This window comes from Prauserella alba (assembly GCF_024171735.1).
Taxonomy (GTDB): Bacteria; Actinomycetota; Actinomycetes; order Mycobacteriales; family Pseudonocardiaceae; genus Prauserella; species Prauserella alba.
Map to the genome: position 1 here is coordinate 427,457 of NZ_JAMTCH010000005.1, position 19,082 is coordinate 446,538.

At 63.1% G+C, this 19,082-nt stretch carries 14 protein-coding genes; 8 read left to right on the top strand and 6 right to left on the bottom strand.

The window, feature by feature from the left end; translation table 11 throughout:
- Positions 1–3 precede the first annotated feature (3 nt).
- Positions 4–918: a Wadjet anti-phage system protein JetD domain-containing protein gene (locus LY12_RS17585; RefSeq protein WP_253858093.1), complete on the top strand. Its 915-nt coding sequence runs from the start codon at positions 4–6 to the stop codon at positions 916–918.
- A 67-nt stretch (positions 919–985) separates the two neighbouring features.
- Here the strand turns inward: LY12_RS17585 and LY12_RS17590 are convergent, their stop codons facing one another.
- Positions 986–2,230, bottom strand: a complete 1,245-nt coding sequence (locus LY12_RS17590; RefSeq protein WP_253858095.1) for an AlbA family DNA-binding domain-containing protein — start codon at positions 2,228–2,230, stop codon at positions 986–988.
- A gap of 555 nt (positions 2,231–2,785) precedes the next feature.
- Between LY12_RS17590 and LY12_RS17595 the strand changes: the two genes are divergently transcribed.
- Positions 2,786–3,970: a site-specific integrase gene (locus LY12_RS17595; RefSeq protein ID WP_253858096.1), complete on the top strand. Its 1,185-nt coding sequence runs from the start codon at positions 2,786–2,788 to the stop codon at positions 3,968–3,970.
- Between the two features lie 146 nt (positions 3,971–4,116).
- Positions 4,117–5,226, top strand: a complete 1,110-nt coding sequence (locus LY12_RS17600) for a tyrosine-type recombinase/integrase (RefSeq protein ID WP_253858098.1) — start codon at positions 4,117–4,119, stop codon at positions 5,224–5,226.
- A 147-nt stretch (positions 5,227–5,373) separates the two neighbouring features.
- Here the strand turns inward: LY12_RS17600 and LY12_RS17605 are convergent, their stop codons facing one another.
- Genes LY12_RS17605 through LY12_RS17625 form a run of 5 tightly spaced genes read right to left on the bottom strand, consistent with a single transcriptional unit; the run spans position 5,374 to position 11,498 of the window.
- Positions 5,374–6,363 carry a glycoside hydrolase family 6 protein gene (locus LY12_RS17605; protein ID WP_253858099.1) on the bottom strand — a complete coding sequence of 330 codons (990 nt, stop codon included), beginning with the start codon at positions 6,361–6,363 and terminating at the stop codon, positions 5,374–5,376.
- 12 nt (positions 6,364–6,375) lie between these two features.
- Positions 6,376–8,418 (bottom strand): lycopene cyclase family protein, encoded by a 2,043-nt coding sequence (locus LY12_RS17610; RefSeq protein ID WP_253858100.1) that lies wholly within the window; start codon positions 8,416–8,418, stop codon positions 6,376–6,378.
- Positions 8,409–9,482, bottom strand: a complete 1,074-nt coding sequence (locus LY12_RS17615; protein WP_308292137.1) for a polyprenyl synthetase family protein — start codon at positions 9,480–9,482, stop codon at positions 8,409–8,411. The genes LY12_RS17610 and LY12_RS17615 overlap by 10 nt, the downstream gene beginning before the upstream one ends.
- On the bottom strand, positions 9,385–10,950 hold the full coding sequence (locus LY12_RS17620; protein WP_253858101.1) for a hypothetical protein: 1,566 nt from the start codon (positions 10,948–10,950) through the stop codon (positions 9,385–9,387). The genes LY12_RS17615 and LY12_RS17620 overlap by 98 nt, the downstream gene beginning before the upstream one ends.
- A gap of 14 nt (positions 10,951–10,964) precedes the next feature.
- Entirely contained in the window at positions 10,965–11,498 is a 534-nt protein-coding gene (locus LY12_RS17625; RefSeq protein ID WP_253858102.1) for a hypothetical protein, read from the bottom strand.
- Between the two features lie 323 nt (positions 11,499–11,821).
- Between LY12_RS17625 and LY12_RS17630 the strand changes: the two genes are divergently transcribed.
- The 5 genes from LY12_RS17630 to LY12_RS17650 all read left to right on the top strand — a co-directional run bounded on the left by LY12_RS17630 (position 11,822) and on the right by LY12_RS17650 (position 19,015).
- Positions 11,822–12,853, top strand: a complete 1,032-nt coding sequence (locus LY12_RS17630; RefSeq protein WP_253858103.1) for an FG-GAP repeat domain-containing protein — start codon at positions 11,822–11,824, stop codon at positions 12,851–12,853.
- 1,063 nt (positions 12,854–13,916) lie between these two features.
- A complete protein-coding gene (locus LY12_RS17635; RefSeq protein WP_253858104.1) occupies positions 13,917–14,894 on the top strand; it encodes an ABC-three component system protein in 978 nt (325 codons plus the stop codon).
- A complete protein-coding gene (locus LY12_RS17640; RefSeq protein WP_308292138.1) occupies positions 14,891–15,379 on the top strand; it encodes an ABC-three component system middle component 2 in 489 nt (162 codons plus the stop codon). Before LY12_RS17635 ends, LY12_RS17640 begins: the two co-directional genes overlap by 4 nt.
- Complete coding sequence (locus LY12_RS17645; RefSeq protein WP_253858107.1) at positions 15,367–17,262, top strand: AAA family ATPase; 1,896 nt, start codon at positions 15,367–15,369, stop codon at positions 17,260–17,262. Before LY12_RS17640 ends, LY12_RS17645 begins: the two co-directional genes overlap by 13 nt.
- A gap of 928 nt (positions 17,263–18,190) precedes the next feature.
- Entirely contained in the window at positions 18,191–19,015 is an 825-nt protein-coding gene (locus tag LY12_RS17650; protein ID WP_253858108.1) for an SAM-dependent methyltransferase, read from the top strand.
- The last annotated feature ends 67 nt before the right edge of the window (positions 19,016–19,082 follow it).

Below are 19,082 nucleotides of genomic sequence, written 5' to 3' on the forward strand. Positions count from 1 at the left end.
CCCGTGCTGTCAGCTCTGCTCGACGAACTGGCCGACCATCACCTGGTTCAACTACCACGCGGCCGCGACGGATGGGACAACGCCCAGCCGCCGCTACCGCGCTGGATTCGCCTCCCCTCGCCCACGTCCACACCGAAACCGACCACTACTCGCGCAGCTGCCGCGGTCGTGTGGCGCCGCGAACTGTCCTGGGCAACGGCCGAGAACCTGACCCCATCTCAGGTCGAAGTCCTGAAGCTCATCAACCGATGGCTACGCGATACCGACGGTGACTCTGAACGGCGGAGCATCGTGCCCATGCGGGAGCGCTCCCTCGAGATCTTTGGTGACGAGAAGCGCCTCGACAGCCTCATCGTCACCACACTATTCGCCCCCGGTCGCCTGCGCTTAGACACACTGCACACCGAACGAATCCCACCACCGCTAGCCTACGAACGCCTCGGCGGCGGCAGCACTTTGCTGGTGATCGAGAACAGCGACACCTTTGAAACGATCACCACACTTCTGGAAGCCAACCCCGGGAACATTGGCTACGTGGCATTCGGCGGCGGACACGCTTTCGAAGCGTCAGCCGCCCGCGTCGCACGGCTGACCGGTGTACGGGACATCGCCTACTACGGTGATCTCGACGACGACGGGCTGACGATCCCGCAGCGTGCCAACGCAACAGCCGTTGCTAGTGGCCTCCCACCCATCCGCCCGGCTCACGGACTCTATCGGCTCCTGCTGCAACACTCCGACCAACGTCCAGCCCCCAAACCGGTCGACCGGCTGGATGCGGAACGGCGGGTCGCGTGGCTACCCTCAACACTCCGCCCTCAGGCCGCTAACATCCTCATCTCAGGGACCCGGCTGCCGCAGGAAGCGACAGGCATGGCTCTGCTGCGGCGCGACAACTCTTGGCGTGACGATTTGTAGCCCAGCGCACGGGGTGCGGACTGGGATCTGTTGGACGCCCGGTGTTGCGTACCGGTGGCCTCCGCGGCTACTGCTCGGGCGGTCGGATCATGTGCACATTCGAGATGCCGCCCTGGTTCACGCAGTCTTGGGCGAGATCGTGGACATACCAGTAGTAGTCGAGATCTGACGCGGCCGCGTTCACGGTGGTTGTTACGGGTGTGTACCGGTGCAGTGGAGTGGAGACGCCGTCGTACGGAAGCCCGTGGTTGTCGGTCGTCAGGATGGTCAGTGGTTCTCCACCGGTCCACACGATTCCGACCTGCACATCGTATTCGTCGTTGCCGGTCGCGTGAGCGGTAGCGCGAACGAGCGCCATGAGATCTGCGATGCAGCACTCGATCGTCGTCGACTGTACCTGCGACCCCTCGGAGTAGCTGTCGCCGCTCGTGCGGTGTCCGCCGACGGCGGCCGCGAGTGTGGCTGAGCCGTCGTGGTGGAGGCTTGCCCACGCCTCCTTCCACTCTGACCGTTCGCCTGTCGCTGTGTTGACGGCGACCCAGCGGCGCAGTCCGGGCCGAGGGTTTAGCCGGTCGACGTTCTCCAACGGGTGCACACCGCCACGGCCAGCGTAGAAGAGGGCAAGCTTTTCGGCGTTGGTCAGCACGTTGCGGGCATCCTCGCGCGCCAGGCGCTCGTGAAATCGGGGAACGCGAGGGCGGGCGACCGCGATTAGCCAGGCGCGCTCGTCTGACTTGCGTCCGCTCGCGGCTTCGTCAAACAGATTGTGCAGCGCCTCAGCGGCGTGACGGCGTTCATCGAACCGTGCCCGGTACATCGCCTCAATCTGGCGTTCCTTCATCCACACCGTGTCGGCGTCGTTGCGCACGGGGGCACCGAAGTAGTCGTTCTTGTAGATGAGATGGGGTCCGTCAATGCTCGCGGGGACCTCCACGACGACAGCGCGGTTGTCGCCATCGTCGCCGAGGCGATGGACGTTCAGGCCGAACACGGGCGGCGCAACGGCGGTGATCGCCGCGCTCCGCAGCGCACGCTCGGACACCTCGTCGAGTTCACCAACGTCGACCCGTTCTGTCGCAGCCTTCTGCGACTCGCGCACGCCGTAGACGATAACGCCTCCGCCGCTGTTGGCCATCGCGGCGATGTCCTTGGGGAAATCTGTGTGCTGCAGCCCTTTCGGCGGTGGAAGCTCGGACTTCCAGTCCAGATCCGTCGTCTCCGCAACACCATTGCTGACCGCCGCATCGAGTAGCTTGTCCGTCAGCGGGCCCGGTTCAACTCCGAGGGCGCGATGCAGCGCAGAGAAGGTCATGACCACCAGCGTAGGGCCGTTTCCTCCGAAATGTCGACGGCACCGCCGTGCGGCGGCCGCGACGCAAGTTCGCGGTCGATAGACGTTGTGTCGGCCCGTCGTTATCGCCAGCCCAGGCACGGTTGACCGCGCCGGCGGTGGTTTCCTGGTCCCTTGTTGCAAGGCGTGGTTGAGGTTCGTTGATGGTTGACAGCGATCGCGGCCCTGCCGCCTTGTGGACACCGTGGTCTCCGATTGGGCTCCGTTGCCGACGTAGAGCCCGACACGCGACGGCACTCGCCGGCATCGAAGGTGGTCGGAGGTGCCGTATGACCTGCACTTTCCGGGCCGGCGAGGCATTCGGTGTCACTCGGCGGTAGAGGTCCTTACGGATCAGAAGGTTTGGGGTTCGAATCCCTACAGGCGCGCCACGGTTTCTCCTGCTCACAGCCATGCCGACAGTGTCGGCATGGCTGCTTTTGTTGGTATGTCCCTGTAGTGATCCCTGTAGTTGTAGGGCTGCCCTGGTGGCGGTAAAGGGATGCCAGTGTGCGGCGTTGTTGCGGCTGCGAGGGTATGGCGGCCCTGCGCATGGCGAAACCACTTGTCGCGGCGGTGGGTGTCGGTGTTCGAGCGGTGCCCTGGACCGAGTGGCTGGCGGCGGCGTTGTGGGATGTCGGGGCGGCGCGGTCTGTTGTGCGGCTGGTTGTGCTGTTGCGGACGGGGTGGGCCGTGGGTGAGTGGTGGACGGTGTCGGTGCTGTTGGATCGGTTCCTGGCGGCCCCGGCGCTGGCGAGTCCGCTGACGTGGGATGCGCGTGTGCGGGATGCGGCGGCGGTGCGCGCGGATGCGTTGGGGTGGGTGCGGCTGGGGCTGCTGGGTCCGTGGGTGCTGGACGCGGCGGTGCGGCGGTGGCAGGCGGCCGGTATCGGTGCGGGCGAGGTGCGGGGCCGGTTGGCTGTGGTGCGTGCGGCGGTGCGGTGGGCTGGGGCGTCCGGGCTGCTCGCTGGTGATGTGCTGGCTGGTACTCGGGGTGTGTCGTGTGGGGCGCCTCGGGCGCATATGCCGGTTGGGGTGGTGGGCCGGTTGGTGGCGTTGGCCGGGGGTGATGTAGCGCGTGCCCGGGATCGGGTGGCGTGCCGGCCATGGTCGCGCTCGGCTGTGCTGGCGTTGTTTCGTGCGCAGCAGAATCTGTTGCTGCTGCGGTTGGTCGCCGAGACCGGATTGCGGCGCGGCGAGTTGGCGGGGCTGTGTAGTGATGACCTGTTGGGCCGGGTTGTGTGGGTGGAACGCGCGGTCAAGGTGGCCTGTGGTGGGTTGGTGGTTGGTCCGGTGAAGTCGTACCGACCGGGGCGGGTGTCGGTGAGCGCGGCGACGGCGGCGTTGTGGCGCGAGTACGTCGAGCGGTGGTTCGGCCAGCGGGCGATGTCGGGGGTGGAGGTGGTGTGGTTGTTCGCCACCGAGCTAGGGCCACAGGGTCCAATTCATCCGGCCACGTTGGGAGCTCGGTATGCCCGGATGGTGGGCCGGCTCGATGCCGGTGCGGTGACGGGTTTGCACCGCGTGCGGCACACGGTGGCGACCACGTTGGTCGGGTTGGGCCAGTTCGAGCGTGCGCGGCGGCGGCTGCGGCACCGGCGGTTGGACACGACGCTGCGCCATTACACCGATACCACCGCGTTGGCTGGCGATGTCGAGGTTGCCGACGAGCTGCAAGCGGTCTACCGGAACGAATCGGCCGGCGTCGGCCGATATGACTGAGGACAGGATGAGGTGTGACGCCGCCGAGGGTCGCCGGTGCGGTGTTGCGCGGAAGGGACGTGGTGATCATGGCTGGTACTGGGGTTCGAGCAAGGCGCGGTGGTGGCTCGCGTCGTGAACGTCGGCCTGAGGTGTGGGAGATCCGGGTGAGCACCGGGATCGATCCGTCGAGTGGCCGGAGCGTGCAGCGCTCGTTCACCCATCACGGTGATGCTGCCAGCGCGCAGAGCCGTCAGCAGGAGCTGGTGGAACTGCACGGCGCGCGGGTGGCGCAAGCGCCTCCGGAAAGTGCGGCGATGACGGTGCAGGAGCTGCTGGATGCGTTCTTGGCCGCGCCGCATCGCTGGTCGGCCACGACCTGGCGCAGTCACCGGGGTCAGGCGGCGTTGCTGCGGGCCGACCGGATCCGCCGTGCCCGGCTGGATCGGATGAGTGCGATGACGGTCGAGCGGGCGATTGAGCGGTGGGCGCGAGAGGGTGTGACCGCGTCGAACCTGTGTGGCCGGTTCGCCACCTTGCATGCGGCGATCTCTTGGGCGGTGAAGAACCGCCTGTTGATCGACGATCCGCTGGCAGGAGTGCGCGGCCCGCGTCGCCCGTTGCCGCGCCTCCATCTACGGCCCGGAGAAGTGCGGAGGCTGATCCTGACCGCCGACGAGCGTGTCGAGAAAGCTGATGCGCGGCTGGTCGAACAACCCTTCCGGCACGACCGGGCGCTGGCGGCGTTCCGCGCCGAGCAGGACGCGCTGCTGGTTCGCCTCGCCGCGGATTCGGCAGCCAGGCGCGGCGAGCTCGTCGCGTTCACGCTCGGTGACCTGGCCGGGCGGACGTTGACGATCGAGCGGGCCTCGCAGGACGGGGTGATCGGGCCGGTCAAGAACCACCTGCGCGCCAGCATGACCTTGGGCACCGACACCGCCGCCTACTGGCATGGGCACGTGGCGCGGTGGTCCGGCGAGTCGGACGCGACCGCGTGGCTGTTCAGTGCGACGCCGGATCGGGAGAAGCCGTTGTTGCCGAATGGGTTGGGGCAACGGTTCGAGAAACTCGCGCGGGCGGCGGGCTTGCCGGAGGCCACGCTCCACCGGCTACGCCACACGGTGGGCACCTACCTGGTCTCGCAGGGCAAGATCTTGCAAGCCAGCAAACGCCTGCGCCACAGCGACGTGGCCACCACCCTGCGCGAATACGCCCACGCCATCCCCCTCGACGACCACGACACCGCCGACACCCTCGCCACCCTCTACGGGGTCTGAGCCCACGTCGATGGCCAGCGACCCATGGATGGGAAGTCCGGGGTAATTGCTCTGCAGCGGCCCGCCGCTCGCCACATCCGGCTCTGGCGTGGCATGCCCCCCCGTCGGGTCCTGTGCATGACAGTGGGTTTGAGTCTTCTGCCCGGCTCAGGCGCCTGTGATGAGTTGGTGGGCGAGGTCGGGGTTGAAGGTTCCTCGCGGGCTGCGTGGGGCGGTGCCGCACGGACCGTCCGAGATCCCTGGGGTCGTCAGCCAAAGGGTCTGTGCCTGCTTGAGCGGGCCTCCGAGTGACGAGGTGTGTCCGAGCTCTGCTCCGGGAGGGTTGCAGGTCCCGTCGAGTGGTCCGGCGCCGTTGCGGCTGGTGTCGATGGCGAACACGTAATCGGTGCGGCCGGTTGCTTCCCCGAGAGCTTTACGCAGCGTGGCGCCGTAGCGTTCTGTTTGGCCGTGTGGGGTGTATCGGCCGACGTTGAGGGCGAACCCTGCAGTCTGCTGAATGTTGGCTGCCTTGAGCAGTTTGACCATCGTCGCCACGCCGATGCCGGTGCCGTCGCCGGCGGCAAGGAGTACGTGTGCATTGGGGGCATGCTGCGTGAGGGTTGTTGCAGAGGCGGCGACGGCCGCAGTTCGAGCATCGCGGTGCGCTGATCGGCAGTGGGGGTTACTCAGCGCCCGGGGCTCGACGATCACGATCGCTTCGCGTTCTGCGATTCCCTCGGCGACGTGTCTGGTCCATTCCTCCATGTCGTCGGAAGCGTGTTGTGCATTTGCCTCGAACGTGTCGCATGACAGGTCTGATACGCGGTTGAGAACCAGCATCGGCATGCTGTTGGCTGTTGTGGCTGCGGATACATAGCGGCGGGTCTCGCGTGCAGCGGCGGGGCCCGGCCCTTGCACCCACCGTGCTATGGCCTTGCTCGCGATGTCACGCTCGACCTCGTCGCTGAGTGGATGGTGCGGGTGGGCGGCAACCCATTGGGCGGCGATCGAGTCAGGGTCGACGTAGGGGCCTGTTGTCGTGCCCAACAGTGGATGCGGGGCCGGAGGGTCGAGTGGCGGGTCGACGGCCTGGCACGCGGTCAGGATGATCAAACAGCAGCCCGTGATGATGCCGGCCAGCCGCTGGATGACGGTCATAGTGTCCTCACGTTAGTCGTCACACTTCGGGGTTGACAGTGGTGCTGCGAGTATGGCGACGAACTTCTCGAGGACGTGGCGCGCGTGGCCGGCGGGCAGATCGGTAAGGGCCTTTTCTGCAGCCGTGCGTGCTTCGGCGCCAGCGACGCCGGTCAGGTCGAGTGCGTCTGCGGTTGCTCTGCTGTCTGCCGACAATGCGGTTGCCGTGAGCCCGCTGTCATCGAGCAGGGCGGGAAGGGCGGACAGCCGCAGCTCCAGCAACCCCTGCAGTGTGGTGTCCAGCCTTGTCCGTTTGTTACGCAGCGCCAAGAGATCTTCAGTATGTAGGAAGGTGATTCCGCAGTGGTATCCAAACGACCGAATGGCGCCCACGACATCGTCACTAGCTCCGGCCAACTGCGCTCCGACACGTGCCGGGAACTCGAACATGGTTCCGAAGAGTGCAGTGCCGCTGGCGACCACCTGACCAGGCTGGCAGGCACGGGCGCGTAGCGACGTCAGCTCATCCAGCCACTCGGCGAACACCCCGGACAGCGCGGGCCTGTGGTGGGCGATGATCGCCGCAGCCTGCGCGAGGAGGAAGTCACCCGCCATGATGGCTGTCGCTGCGGGCCAGTCGACGCCGCGCTGTTCCGAGCTTTGGGATGCGGGGCCGAGTAGGGCGAGAGCGCCGAGCATGGCCAGCTCGATGGCCGTCGCGACAAGGGCGTGTTCATTGTCCGGTGGTTGCCCGTTGACCATCGTCGCGGCAGCGAAGAGTATTGCTGGCCGGAGGTCGTGGTTGGTCCCGGATTGGCCGGATACGAGCAGAGACGTGATGAACGGCCAGTCGTCGCGCACCGTCCTGACTGCGATCTCGTTGCAAGCGAGAAGGAAAGGGACGAGAAGTCGGCTCGTGTCATCCTGAAGACCCAGCCGTTGCTGCGGCCCGAGTCCGCCGATCCCCTCCGGCAGCAGGATCGCTCTACGCCCCTTGACAAAGAACGGGTTCTCGCTGCTCGAACTGTCAGCCAGCATGCGCCAGGCAAGGTGATAACGGCGAGCAGCGTGACGTGCTGTACCGAAGTATCCGATGAAGGCGCGGGTGAGCTCACGTGTGTAGGCTCGCTCAGCAGCGTCGTTCTCAGCGAAATGAGCCGCGATTGCACGACCTGCAAGTACTCCGCTCCGGATGGCGTGTCCGAGACCGTCACCGGTGAACGGGTTCACAAGACCTGCAGCATCCCCGACCAGCAGGATCCCATCTCGCGCGCAGCCCTCGGGCTCGAAGCTGGTGTTGATGAGCCCCGAAATGACCGGGGTTATTGGCCGCAATGAGAAGTTGCGCTCTCGGGAACGCAGACTCTCGACAGCAAGGTCAAGCAGTTCGCACGCTGGCGCGTGCCGGTCCGAGGTGAGCGCAGTCACTGCGACGGTGGCGACGCTCGGAAACACCGGTGAGGGCAGCACCCGGGCCGCGGTGGGGCGAGCTTGAGGATTCGTCGGCGGTGGAGGTACCAACTCCAGGGACGTTGGCGTGCCTTCGGGAAAGCCCTCATATCGTCGTGCGTAGGTGATACCTGTGGGCTGGCCCGCGTGAGTGAGGAGACGGCTTGCCTGGTGGCTGCCGGCCGCCAACACTACGTACCGAACGTTGATGGTGTCGTCGGACTCGAGAGTTGCCAACCAGCGATCGCCGACACGCTCGAGCTGGCGAACAGGAGAGTCGATGAAACGTACGCTGGCGTCTCGAGCCGATCTGCGCAATTCACCTAATAGCGCATTACGGGTGCACAGAACGAGGCCGGGTTCGTCGTAAGTGACGTCACGTTGGCCGTCGAACCGTACTGCGAGCCTGTCCACTGGGGCGCTCTTGAGGGTATAACTCGCTCGTGGTGCTGGAGGGAGCTCGTTGCTGCTGAGGGCTACTTCGTGATCGACCGGCAATCCACGGGGCGGTCGGTCGGCAAGCACAACGTTTATGCCCTGCAGCGCGAGCTCGCGTGCCGCGGTGGAACCCGCCGGGCCGGCGCCGACGACCAGTACGTCGATTGCCGCTGAGTTGGTCAGGTCCACTGTCGCCGCCACATGGTCTCTGCCGTTACCAATAACGCTTCGCCAGCCGGCAATTTTGTGAGCGGTCCCAGCACGGATACAGCGTCGTCGTAGTGTCGCTCTGCGATTGTCATGGCTTGCTCCACACCCCCGGTCGCATGCACAAGCTTACGGACGCTCGTTAGAGCAGTGGCGTCGATGGAAGGCGACATCAGCACCTCTGTGAGCTCAGTGGAAGCGGGTCCCGAAAGGGCGCACAGCGTCGGTAGGCCGAACAGCCCGAGCAGATGATCGGTTCCTACTGGCTTATCGTCGGCGTCGATGCGCAGATCCAGGCAGTCATCCACGATCTGGAAGGCGATTCCCATGTTGCTGCCGAACTGGTCGAGGCGCCTAACATCCTGTGTCGCGACCTGTGCCTCCTGTGCGCCGAGTACGCAACACAATCGGAACAGCTCTCCGGTTTTACTGCGCGCGAGCTCGACGTAGTCAGCCGTCGTAACCGTGGGGTCAAAAGCTCGCTGCACGTCGAGAAGTTCGCCACGAGACAGTTCAGCGACCGCGTCGCTCACTGCGCCACTTACCACGCCTCCCAGATCGGCGGATTCTGCTCCGACCTGGGCGAAACAGGCAGTACCAGTCAGAACTGCCAGCTCTGGGCCGGCCACCTTGTGGGCGGTAGGGGCGCCGCGTCGCGTTGCTGCTCTATCTATGACGTCATCATGTAGGAGCGACGCGCAGTGCAGCAGCTCGACAATGGCTCCCAAACGTACCAACCGTGTGTAGTTCGGGTTTCCGAAACGGGAACACACCTCGAGTAGATGAGATCGAAGGTACTTTCCCGGACGCGTGATCAGTGCCTCGAGCAGCGGCCGAAGAGGTTCGCTCAACGTGCCAGCGCACAGATTCATGTGACTGCGTACACCTTGGACGAAATCTTCGTCCCGAGGTAGCTCACTGATCATGACGGCAAGCCGACCTTGGTGATCACCGGGGGCCATCCGCACCTTCAATGGGGCCAACTGCCTGCAGGGTAGGTACGGCAGCGACGATGTCCCACAAACGCCGGAATCGGTTTGTGTCATTCATGTACTGGATGATCTGTTGATTGTTCATTCCCAGTGTTGGTTTCAGCATCTCGTTGTAGAGTGAGTCTCCCGCGTTTGCTTCCTCCGTCGTCATATTGACCTTTAAACCGCTCAGTGCGAAGGCTGCATCGTCGAGGTGCTCTTGAGTGACAACGAGTCCCGGACGGTCAGGATTGGCGAGTGCGTTGACTAAGAAGTCGTGATACTTGTCGTACAGGCTTGCGGCACCGGCCTTTTCTTCCGGCGTGGCCTCTACGCCTTCTGTCCGACTGAGGATCACGTCCGAGTTCACGTAGAACATACGGGAAAGGTAGTTTCCGATTTGACTCCGTGCGAAGAACTCGTCGCGCGCGCGATCAGCGTGCTCGTGGTCGTTCTGTAAGGGTAAATCGTACATGTCGCCAACACTGTCCATGAACGGACACAGGTTCTGCGCAATCTCGATGGGTGTATGTGTCATTCCATCCCCGCCCATGCAGACAACCGATCCTGAATCGCCTGGCCAGCCGAACTGGCGGGTCATGATTAAGTCATGGAACCAATACGGTCGCGTGCCACTGCTGTCATCGATATATACGACCGCTACGAAATTCACTGCATAAATCGTGCTGGAAGTGTATCCAGTGCGGTACCCCACTTTTTCGATAGGCTGATCCAGGTCTCCCCCTCCTGGGATGTATAGACCGTTTGGTGCGGTCAGTAGGTCGCAGTTGATGCTGGACAACACCGAATCGATCTTCGTGATAAAGCCAAAAAAATGCGTCGGGTCCCCGGCGAAGTATAGCCCGATAGCCGGGTGATTGTCAGAAATTTCTGACATGCGGTTTCCCGGAAATTCTGGCGTCAATTCAGTTGCGTCGTCCGTCAATTGGGCGAGCGCAACATCAACCGTGTTAGAATTATGAACACCGGGCGTCAGGGGAACGAACCGCTTGAGGTGGCCGATGACGTCAGAGCCCCCGCCGCCCCCAGGTTGAACGATCTCGTCGCCTATTTGACCGGAGTTATCCCGGACCAATACATGATTGTTTGACAAGATACCACTGGAGTCGTCGGTAAGATCGCGAACGAAGACGCTCAGTGTTCCGACTGGGTTCTTGTTTCGGTTGCCAACGACGGATCCTTGGCGCAGGGGACGAAAACGATCCGGTAGAACCGGGTCGTTGAGGCCAGGTTGAAACTCGGGATCACCCCTCGTAGAGAATGGGCCGGCCTCGATGACATCAACTCCGTAGTTGCCACCGTCCACCTGCACTGACCGGGGCAGCAGCTTCTCGGTGGAGACATAACCGGCTGGGCGCTTCTTCGTCACGGCTGCAACGACGGTCGGCTCACCGGTCTGCGCTCCGTTCTTAACGCGAAACCCGATGCCAGCACCATGGAAATCTCGTTGGCCCCGATGCTGACGCAGGACCTGGTCTCGAGCCCGGTTGAGTTTCGCTTCCAAGCGTGTGTCAATACGCATTGCTGCACTCCAGGTCAGCTGGTCTTTTCGGAAAGGCGCCGCGACATATCGAGCCATAGATCGGCTGCCGTATTGGAATTTGGGTCGAAATGTGAAGACACGGCCGCGATTGCAAGTCCGGTTGTTGCCCTCAGCTGCAATAAAGACTGATGGTCGCTCTGCGCGGCCAACTCGCCGACTTTCCTGGCGAGATGACTAACGTCCGATTCCAAAAGCTGCGCCGCTACCATTGCCCGCGCGCCGGCTTTGGCGAACGCAAGTCGACCAGTTGTCAACCTGGCTATTGCAGTATCCAGGCCCTGCGCTGTCACACTTGGTGGTGGGTCGCCATTAGGAGGACCAAATCGGGGAAACGGAACCGGTACATCGGAGACCGTCTCGGCCAGCCGGGTCACCATAGCCCTCTGTTGCGGCGGCAGCGTGTGTTGTTGTGCGGCGTTGGCGTAGGAAGAACCGGAAACTCCAATGGCTAGACTAGCTGCGCTAGCCGTTGCAATGTATAAGACAGTGCGCCGATCAAGTTCACGGCGCTGGTCGCCGATTGACACGCGGACCCCCTTTGGTGCTTGCGTCGTTGCCCCAGTGAATCGGATTCTGTTAATACCGTCATGCCTGACGGGACGTCAACACGAAACGCTTGGATTCGCTCATCTAGATCAACACTCACTCGGGCTTCGCCATGTAAGGCAGTTAGTGAATTACCAACGCATTGGTCGTTTCAGTTGATTTGCTTGCCGCGGTCTAGCGTGGGGCGCAAGTCGTGAGTAGTGTGCCGCTATAGCATCTGGGGAAAGGCGCCCTAGTCGGCGATTCAGGGGTTTTTATGTCGGAACGACGGTGGACGCAGAAGAATATTCTCAAACTGGCGAGCTTGGCACTCGTCGTGGGCTTCATCGGGTCGAATACTATGGATGAGAACGCAAACGATTATCCGTTAGAATTCTCGGATATTTATCTCGTGGATCAAGAGGAAGAAATCCCCAACGGTCCGGATATCCGTGCCGTGGGACCGTACTGGCAGGGAGAGCGCGAAGCTGCTCCTAAGGCTGTGCCGTTCTCGGCTAGTGGTGGTCGTGCCGGCGACTTCACCGGCGATGGCATCGCTGACCTAATGGCGCGAAACGCAGATACAGGTAATCTGCTCATTTATCCCGGTAGTGGTTCTCTGGAGGGCACGGCAACCTATGGCGAAGCGGTTAAGGTTTTCGGCGACACTAGCGGTTTCGACTGGATGGGCCAAGGAGACTTCAACGGCGATGGCCTTGCCGACTTCATCGGAACTGACCCCTCTGGTCAGCTCGGCATTGCCTACAATTCCGGAGGGCTCAACGGCGAGAACACGTTCGACACCGTTTTCGTCGTCGGGGGAGGCTGGCAGGATTACGACCTTAGAACTACGGGAGACTTCAACGGCGATGGTATTGACGACCTGCTCGTCCGACGTACCGGAACTGGCGATGTCTATGTGGCGACGGCGTCGTCGACCGGAAGCGGTGACGTAACCCTCGAACCCCCGGTACGGATTGTCACGGGCCTGGATAGTGCGGTCAATATGCAGTACATCGACGTAACCGGTGATGACGCGCCAGACCTGCTTTTTCAGTGGGAGCCAAACGGATACCTGTACTTGTATGATTTTTATGCCGATCAAGACTCCAGCGGAAACTTCATAGCTAAACTGTATGCGCTGTCTAGCGGGTGGGAGGAAAGTAACGCGACAATTTTCGCCGATATGAATATGGACCGCAGTCCCGACCTTATTGTTCGTAGCGTAGAGAATGGCAATCTTGTCGGAATACCGCACAGTGGAAACTGGAACTTCGCTAGACCTCAGGACCTATTTACGCTCGACGGGTCCCAGATAATCGGTGCAGACTGGAATAGAAACGATATAGTTACGTGACGGATTAGTCAGCGGAAAATGGGCCGCCTCGGTTGTAACGAACTGGTACATTCTCAAAACAACTGGGTAGGTCTCTTATCGATGCGTTCGTCAGGGTAATAACCGATAGAATGTATCTGTCTCCCTGTTGGCCGATGCCAACGCCCTGGATTTCGGAGCCCGGGTTGCCGCGCGCTATATACTCTTCCACAAAATGTATCCGTGCTGTTTCGGCCTGATCGAATTCGACCGGCTCGCAATGGGACTCCTCATGTCGAGGGCCTAGTGCAAGCCAGGCTACAGTGACGGCTGCGCCTCCTGCAACGAAGACGGCGAGCAAGAAGCCGGTGCGGCGGGTTCCAAGCACAACAGCTATTGTTGAGCAGCGGCGCGCAGTGTGCAACCACCACGACGTGGTTCAAGGGTGGGTGCGGCACCAACGCCGCGACTCGCAGCATCGAGCAGATCTGTCGTCCATCGTGGGTGATCGCCGATCTGGGCACCGATGGCGAGCACCCACGTTGCGATGAGACCCACCCCGAGGCTGTCGTGCCCCTGTTCAGAGGAGGCCCCTCGAGGATTCCCTCCCGCAGGGAGCGGTGAAGAACGCTAATGGGGTTGTGGTGGTCCAGTGTCAGCTGTTGCCATCTCGGAGGAGACAAATCCGGATGTGACTGATCATGCTGACATCGTGGTAGTACGTCCCCGATAAATGTAGGTCAGATATAATCGACATGTCCAAACAATTCGGAACCTATTCAGGGCGAGAGTGAGTTCTACCGGATCAGGCCGCTCCGGTTGCACGCCGGGAAGAGCGTGGGCACCGCCCGGTGTTCTGATAACAGTTTGCCAACTCATGAAACGATTGATCTCGTCCCGGCGATCTTGGTGATGCCATCCTAGGAGTGGCGTGTGTAGGGAAAGATGAGTCGTCAGCTGCGAGATGGAGGCGGGGCACAGCGTGACAGCAAGGGAGCCGCAGGTTGACAGGCGTGTGACGGTCAGCGAAGTACCCCTACCTGCTGACCCGACGTCGTCGGTGACCTTGGACGGACCACCTGTCCCGCCGGCTGCGCGTATACGCTTGTACACGCCGGATGAGTGGGAAGATTTCATTCGCGAGTGGGTTACCGCGTTGAAGGAGTCCTACGTCCAGATCAAGCGTCTCGGTGGGGCCGGTGACAAGGGTGCGGACATCGCCGCATTCAAGACGGACCGGCAGTTCGAGGGGGCGTGGGACTGTTTTCAGGCAAAGCATTATAGCGAGCCGCTCGGTTTCGCTGCTGCCGCCTCCGAGATCCTCAAGGTTTTCGTATCTGTGCTCGAAGGGGCGTACACGCTGCCCGACAGCTACCAGTTCCTGGCCCCCAGAGGGTTGTCGACCCAGTTCAATATGCTGGTAAGCAAGCCGACTGCCCTGCGCGAAAGATTCTTGGTGCGGTTGGTTGAAGGCGACACGTTGGTGAAGGGGCTGGATGCAGGCACGACCGATGCGGTGCGGTCGGCGGCAGAGAGAACCGACTTCGCTATGTTCAGGTCGGTGGAGGTGCTCGACGCATTAACCACACACAGCCACACGAGGTGGCATGCGGCCCGGTTCGCCACCTCGCTTCCCGCTCGCGGCGACAGCGAGATCCCGCCGGGGGAGTACACGCCGGATGAGGCGCGCTATCTGCAGCAGCTCCTGGCTGTGTATGCGGAGCGCCGCCCGGACAAGATCACCACTCTCGACTCCGTGGCCAACGTCCCGAAGTTGAGTAGTCACTTGCAGCAGCAGCGGGTGAGGTTCTTTCGAGCGGAGTCGCTCAAGGCCTACTCAGCCGCCGCGGTACCCCCAGGCACCTTCGAGGAGCTTCAGGAAGACATCCACGCCGGGGTGATCGATGTCGCTGAGGGCGACCACGCGGACGGATACGCGAGGTTGGGCCAGGTGCTGACGCAGGTGGGCAGCCTTGACCTCAACCGGCACAAGCTCATCGGCGTGACCGACATCGACGACCGCAAGGGTGTCTGCCACCAGCTGGCGAATGAGGACCGCCTGATCTGGGTGGAGGAGGCGTGAGAAGTCCTCTCAACGGCCCACTGGAGTACGGGATCCGCGTGTTGGTGTTGCTGACCGAAGCCTATCCGGACCAGTTGGACATCAATCATCTGGTCTTGCTCGACCACAGCGTGCTGCACACCGCGGACCTCGGAGGGCCGCCCAACATCCACCCCTTCCACTCCCTGCACGCCGGCGAGCTGGGGGTGCGGCGCGTGAACGTGGAAGAAGGGCTACGGGTGATGCTGCGCGCCGGGTTGGTCGACATGCGTGCGCTGAACGTCGGCATCCGCTACCAGGCCGGGAATGAGGCGTACAGCTTTGTCAGCGGGCTCGCGACGCGGTATATCGCCGCGCTGCGTGACCGCAGCCAGTGGGTGGTCACGCAGCTCGGGACGTTGTCCGAGGAGGAGATCAGGCAACAGACCGTGGCGATCTTCGGTAACCGTACGAGCGAAGGCCACAACAGGCACCGAGTGAGGGAGTCAGGAACGTGGAACGGCTAACCCTGCTGCACCTGACCTTCATCGGCCCGACGGTCAGCCCCGCCACCGTCGAGTTCGGGCCCAAACTCACCTTGGTCCGCGGGCCGTCGGACACGGGGAAGTCCTACATCGCCGACACCATCGACTTCATGCTGGGCAGCAAGACGCTGGAGGATATTCCGGAGCGGGACGGTTACGACACCGTGCTGCTCGGCCTCCGTCTGCCCGACGGGGAGCCCGTTACGTTGGCCCGGAGTACGCAAGGCGGTGGCTTCCGCCTCTTCCGTGGTGACCACCGCGCCTACCCTCTGCCTGTCGACAGCACCTCCAAGTCGGCGAAGCACAGTCCCAAGAACACCACGAACCTCTCGCACTACCTTCTGGACAAGATCGGCCTCGGACGGAAGGTTATCCGCAAGAACGGACGTGGGCAGACGATTTCGTTGAGCCTGCGCGCGCTAGCCCCCTTGTTCCTGGTGGGCGAAACCAAGATCCAAGCGAAGACCCCACCGGCCGTGACGGGGCAGCACACTCAGCGGACCGGGGAGATCTCCACGTTTCGCCTGCTTCTGCAGGGCGAGGATGACTCCGCGGTCGAACCGGGTGAATCGGAGACCGAGCGGCACACGTCCGAGGCAGCCAAGAACGACGTCATCGACACGCTGCTGACCGAACTTTACGAGCAGCTCCAAACTGACGAGACGCTCCAGCAGGTCAACGAACGTCTCCAGCGCTTGCAGGCGACGATCACCGAGTCGACAGGGGGCATCGAGGAGACTGCGGCAGCGAGGCAGCAGTGGGGGAAGGCCCTGTCCAACAGTGAGCGGCTTGCCGCCGCCGCGCGGCGCAGCCTGACCGAGCTGGACACGCTCGACGCGCGCTTCAAGCTGCTCCACGAGCAGTACACCTCCGATCTGGACCGGCTGGAAGCTGTGGCCGAGGCTGGGACGCTGCTGGGCTACTTCACCCCGGGACGCTGCGTGTTCTGCGGCGCCGAACCCGAGCACCAGCACCTCAACGAGGATTGCGCCGACGACACGACCGCCCTCGGCGAGTCCGTACGCGAGGAACAGCGCAAAACGACCGCGCTCCGCGACGACCTGCTTCAGGCCATCGCCGGGCTGCGCGCCGAACGTGACGAGAAGGCTCAGCGACTCCAGGGTTACACCGACGACGCGGCACAAGCGCGAACGACGATCGCACGGCTGGACGATATCCTCAACCCCCAGGAACGCGAGCTGAACGACCTGCTCACCTTGTCCTCCCAGCTTGAACGAGACGCCGAGAGCATCCGCCATATTCAGCGGCTCGAAGCCCTCCGCCCCGACATCGAGGCCGGGCCGAAGCCAGAGGTGATGGCCCCTACGGCAGGCCTGCAGCGCAGCGCTGTCGACGACCTGTCCCGCATGATCGCGGTCCGATTGCGGGCCTGGGGCTTCCACGACGGCGACAGCACCAGCTACAGCTTCGACGATCAAGACCTCGTTTCCGGAAACCAACCGCGCTCGGCCCACGGTAAAGGTGTCCGCGCCATCCTGCACGCCGCGTTCACCATCTCGCTCGCCCAGTACTGCTTCGACCGCGATCTTCCCCACCCTGGCTTCGTCGTGCTCGACTCACCCCTGGTCGTCTACCGCCCCCCGGACCCCAACGACGAACCCGACAATAGCGACGACGTCCTCGACACTGCCAACCTCGCCGACCGGTTCTTCGCCGATGTCCAAACAAATTTCTCCGGCCAAATCATCATCTTGGAAAACGAAGACCCGCCGAACGCCCTGGAGCCCGAGACGCGCGACATCTCGTTCACCAAGAACGCAGACCATGGCCGGTACGGCTTGTTCCCCCACAACCAAGCCAACGACACGGGGGGAGGAAATACGACCGGCGGCGATGGGCGGTAGGGCGAGCTTGGGCAGTGTCGGCGCCCGCCACGATGCTAATGACGCCGCCGGGCCCGTGGTGAAGCCACTGCAAGCCATGCTGCGTGCGGGAGTGACGCAGGAGGGGACGGTGCGCCATGCGGTGTCCGGCCCCACAGGCTGCCCCGGCATTCGTCGCTGCTTTGCAACGTGTACCTGCACCGGCTGGACTGGGAGTGCACGGCTCGTGGCGACATGTGTTCTGTCCCGTGGGTGAGAACGTGGTCTGAACATCAGTGCGTTTGCGTGCATGGGTGGAACGCTTATGGCCTGGTGGCTCATCAAGAGGAATGCACATGCTGTGGTCTCCGATTGGGCTCCGTTGCCGACGTAGAGCCCGACACAGGACGGCACTCGCAGGCATCGAAGTCCGGCGGAGGTGCTTTATGATCTGCACTTTCCGACCCGTTTAGGCAGTCGGCGTCACTTGGCGGTAGAGGTCCCACCCGGTCTACGGATCAGAAGGTTTGGGGTTCGAATCCCTACAGGCGCGCCACCAAGAAACCCCCTGTACGCAGGGGGTTTCTTGCTTTTCAAGATCATACTGCTGATCACTGAAGTGGGCTGGAGAGCTCCGTTACGTCTCCGAGTGCTCCGCTGTGCCGAATGCGTGGTGAGGGATCGGCTGGCTGCAGGGGTGAGGCTTCGTCCGGAACGATTCGCCGCTGTTCTGTTGCGTGGCGCGTACGGGGCGCGCAGTTGGGGCGGCCGTTGGCGCGCCGATGTTGGGGTCGTTCCTTGGCCTGCGCTCGGATTTGCGGCCCGGATGCATCGGCGGTTGCGCCCACCGGGCACGTCACCAGAACGGAGCGAGGCTGTCGCCGCCTGCCCTTGGGCGGTGCAAACCACGGCGGCCGCGGGTTCGCCCGCACGTGTGTATGGGCGAGGCCGAATCGACTACTCTCGGCCTATGCCCGAGGAACGTGCAGCCATCGACACCGACCGCCCGAGCGCCGGCCGCATCTACGACTACGTGCTGGGAGGCCGCCACAACTACGCGGTCGATCGAGTATTCGCCGACCAGCAGCTGCGGGAAACCCCGAAGATGCGCGGGGGGATGGTGGCCAATCGCGAGTTTCTGCGCAGGGCCGTGCGGTATGCGGTCGAGTCGGGTATCCGGCAGTTCGTCGACATCGGGAGCGGACTGCCGACACAGGGCAACGTCCACGAAGTGGCCGACGAGGTAGCCCCTGGCGAATGCCGCGTGGTCTATATCGACAACGAACCGGTCGCCCACGCGCACGCGCAGATCCTGCTCGAAGACACCGCCGATCCCGAACGGCATTACGCGATCTGCGGCGACTACTTCGACGGGCCCGCACTCTGGCAACAGGTACTCGACGAGGGCGCCATCGACCCGGACGAGCCGATCTGCCTGCTGATCGTCGCGCTGCTGCATTTCATGCCCGACGAGCACCAGCCGGAAGCGCCGCTGGCCTACTACCGCGACCAGCTGCCGCCCGGCAGCCTGCTGGCACTGACCCACATCAGCCTGAACGACGAAGACGACGAGGTGCAGAGTGCCTTCAAGACGATCGCCGGGCAATACACCGACCGCGCCACCCTGCCACTGACCCAGCGCAGCCGGCACGAGATCGCCGCATTCGTCGGCGATTTCGAGTTCGTCGAACCCGGCCTTGTATGGCTACCCGACTGGCGCCCGGACACCACCAGCACAACCGACGCTGCCGAGTCGAACATCGTCGGCGGCGTCGCACGCAAAACCAAGAAGTGAACGACACGGTCGTCTACAACCGCCAGCGACACACAGCAGCCTCGGCTACCGCATTCCGGTCGGAAGC

What these genes read in the sequence shown, in the direction of transcription:
- LY12_RS17590 (WP_253858095.1), bottom strand. Translation starts at nt 2,230, where the DNA reads ATGACCTTCTCTGCGCTGCATCGCGCCCTCGGAGTTGAACCGGGCCCG.
- LY12_RS17595 (WP_253858096.1), top strand. Translation starts at nt 2,786, where the DNA reads ATGGCGGCCCTGCGCATGGCGAAACCACTTGTCGCGGCGGTGGGTGTC.
- LY12_RS17605 (WP_253858099.1), bottom strand. Translation starts at nt 6,363, where the DNA reads ATGACCGTCATCCAGCGGCTGGCCGGCATCATCACGGGCTGCTGTTTG.
- LY12_RS17615 (WP_308292137.1), bottom strand. Translation starts at nt 9,482, where the DNA reads ATGACACAAACCGATTCCGGCGTTTGTGGGACATCGTCGCTGCCGTAC.
- LY12_RS17620 (WP_253858101.1), bottom strand. Translation starts at nt 10,950, where the DNA reads ATGCGTATTGACACACGCTTGGAAGCGAAACTCAACCGGGCTCGAGAC.
- LY12_RS17650 (WP_253858108.1), top strand. Translation starts at nt 18,191, where the DNA reads ATGCCCGAGGAACGTGCAGCCATCGACACCGACCGCCCGAGCGCCGGC.